The organism is Streptomyces europaeiscabiei, assembly GCF_001550375.1.
GTDB classification, from domain to species: Bacteria; Actinomycetota; Actinomycetes; order Streptomycetales; family Streptomycetaceae; genus Streptomyces; species Streptomyces europaeiscabiei.
Map to the genome: position 1 here is coordinate 1 of NZ_LRTR01000015.1, position 2,944 is coordinate 2,944.

1 protein-coding gene and 1 pseudogene are annotated in these 2,944 nt (G+C 73.8%); one reads left to right on the top strand and one right to left on the bottom strand.

The annotated features are described in order from the left end of the window. The first annotated feature begins 96 nt into the window (after positions 1–96). Positions 97–1,515 carry a DEAD/DEAH box helicase gene (locus AWZ10_RS00490; RefSeq protein ID WP_060890158.1) on the top strand — a complete coding sequence of 473 codons (1,419 nt, stop codon included), beginning with the start codon at positions 97–99 and terminating at the stop codon, positions 1,513–1,515. 172 nt (positions 1,516–1,687) lie between these two features. Here the strand turns inward: AWZ10_RS00490 and AWZ10_RS00495 are convergent. Next, positions 1,688–2,944 (bottom strand): annotated as a pseudogene (locus tag AWZ10_RS00495) (ATPase); the annotation flags it as partial.

Sequence of the window (2,944 nt, forward strand, 5' to 3'; positions counted from 1 at the left end):
CCGGGAAAATGGGGGCACGCTTCGACAGCGCCGGGGCCCGTACCGATGGGTACGGGCCCCGGCGCGTTCCGGGCGCCAGACCAGGAAAGGTTCCCCATGAACGCGAAGCCGTCGGCCTCCGGGCTCTCCCCCGACGACACACCCCGGCGCGCCGCGGCGCCGCAGGGTGAGCCCTCGACGCCGGAGGCGGTGTCCCGGGATCTGTCGCCGGCGGAGTCCTTCGGCGCGCTCGGGCTGCCGCCGGAGCTGCTGAGGGCCATGACCGACCTCGGGGTGACGGCGCCCTTCCCGATCCAGGCGGCGACGCTGCCGAACGCGCTGGCCGGCCGCGATGTCCTCGGCCGGGCGCGGACCGGGTCGGGCAAGACGCTGGCGTTCGGGCTCGCGCTCCTCGTTCGGACGGCAGGACTGCGGGCGGAGTCGAAGCGCCCGCTCGCGCTGGTCCTGGTGCCGACCCGGGAACTCGCGCAGCAGGTGAGCGACGCGCTGGCACCGTACGCGCAGACGCTGAAGGTACGCCTGGGGACGGTGGTCGGCGGACTGTCGATCAACAAGCAGCAGGCGCTGCTGCGGACCGGCGTCGAGGTGGTCGTCGCGACGCCGGGGCGGCTGGCCGACCTGGTGTCGCGCCGGGACTGTCATCTGAACCAGGTACGGATCACGGTGCTGGACGAGGCGGACCAGATGTGCGACCTGGGCTTCCTGCCGCAGGTCACGGAGATCCTGGACCAGGTGCCCTCCGACGGGCAGCGGCTGCTGTTCTCCGCCACGCTCGACCGCGACGTCGACCAGTTGGTACGCAGCCATCTGCACGACCCGGTGCTCGCCTCGGTCGACCGGGTCGCGGGCTCGGTCACCACGATGGAACACCATGTGCTGAACATCCACGGCGCCGACAAGTACGCGACCGCGACCGAGATCGCCGCGCGGGACGGCCGGGTGCTGATGTTCCTGGACACCAAGGCCGGCGTGGACCAGTTCACCCGCCATCTGCGGGCCAGTGGCGTACGGGCGGGCGCCCTGCACAGCGGCAAGTCGCAGCCGCAGCGCACGCACACGCTCAGCCAGTTCAAGGACGGTGGGATCACCGTGCTGGTGGCCACCAACGTCGCGGCGCGGGGCATCCACATCGAGGCACTCGACCTCGTCGTCAACGTCGACCCGCCCGCCGACGCCAAGGACTACCTGCACCGTGGCGGGCGCACGGCGCGCGCCGGCGAGTCAGGGAAGGTGGTCACGCTGGTCACACCCAACCAGCGGCGCGAGGTGAACCGGCTGATGTCCGACGCCGGGATTCGCCCGACGGTCACCCAAGTGCGCTCCGGTGAGGCGCAGTTGACCGCCATCACCGGGGCCAGGCGTCCGCCGACCGCGACGAAGTCCACCAGCGGCAACGCCCCCTTCCGCGGCATCGGCACCCGTCCGGGCCGTCCCGCGAAGGAGTCCCGCAAGACCGCCGAGGCCCGCAGGGCCGCCGAAGCGCGCGCGGCGGCCCGGGTACGCAAGGAGCGCTGACGCCGGACGCCTGCCTTGGCCGGGCGGTGGCGGATGTGATCGGCGTCCGGGTGTCGGCCACCCGGGCGATCTGCGGTGCGGCCGTGAGGTGCCGCCGTGAGGTGCCGCCCGGCCAGGCGGCACACGACACCCGGCGGGAGCAGCACACCTCATCGGCCGTCGCAGGATGCGTTCATCCGGGGATGGGCGCGAGGCCCAGGCCGGCGAGTGCGGTCGTGCCGGCGGCGGTGTGGCCGTTGCCGGCGAGGAGGAGCGTGCGGGCCGACTGGTAGGGGCAGCCCGCGGCGTCGAATGCCGTGGCCGCGGCGAGTTGGCGGGTCAGGTCGCCGTCCAGGAGGGCCTGCGCACGGTCCAGTTGGGCGGTGACGACCGGGTTGCCGGTGACCAGGCCGCGCGCGGCGGTGACCCGGTCCCGGGCTTCCGGGTGTCCGGTGAGGACCGCCGCTTCGGCCCTGAGACCCACGTACCAGTGCAGCCAGATCCAGGAGACCCACTTCCACACCTGTTCCGGCCCCGGTGCGACGCGTTCCAGGGCCGCGTCCGGGTCCCCGTGGTGGAGGAGGACCATGGCGTCGAAGACCGCGCCGTAGCCGTGGTGGTGTTCCGCTCCCGTACCCGCTTCGTCGACGATCGCGAGCCAGGCCGCCCGTGCGTCGTGATCGCCGCGCAGGCCGTGGATCATGGCGACCGACGCGGCGGCCGGGCCGAGTGAGAACGACCGCTGCCGGCCGCTCCGCCGCCATGCGTGGAGGAACCGCTCGCTGCCGGTGAGTACGTCGGCGGCGTTGCCCGCGAACGCGTCCGCGACCAGGAGCCAGGACGTGGCGTGGTGCTCCACCTCGGCGAACAGGGGCTCGTCGGCGAGTTGTCCGCCCCACCTGCGGGCCTGGGGCAGCTCGCCCACGCCGAGAGCCGTTCCGGCTGCCATGGCGAGGGCGTCCATCCGCTCGTGCGTGGCGGCGGGAGTGCGTGGTAGCGGGGCCAGGATCTCGATCCGGCGCCGGGCGGCGGCCGCCGCGCCGAAGGAGTCACCGGCCCAGGTGCGGGCGCCGGAGAGCGCGTCGAGGGCGGCGGATTCGGCCACCGGGTCCCCCGCCCGCCGGGCTAGGTCGACGGCTCGTTCCGCGTAACCGACCGTCTTCTGCGCGGTGTTGTCCATGTCCCCCTGGAGCGCGCCGAAGGCGTCCGCGACGACCGCCGCCTCGGCGAGGGCCAGAGCGGCAGTGGCAGTGGCAGCCGGGTCGGTCCGCGGACCGGTCTGCGGTTCGGTCGGCAGGACCACGGCGTCGGACAGCTGCCGTCGGGCATCCGCGAGCAGTGCGGTCACCTCGTCCACGGCCGGGAGCAGGGCGAACTCGCTGGAGAAGCGGTACGCGACGGTGGCCGCGTCGGCCAGGTCGCGCGCCGCGCCGACGATGTCGTCGGCCCG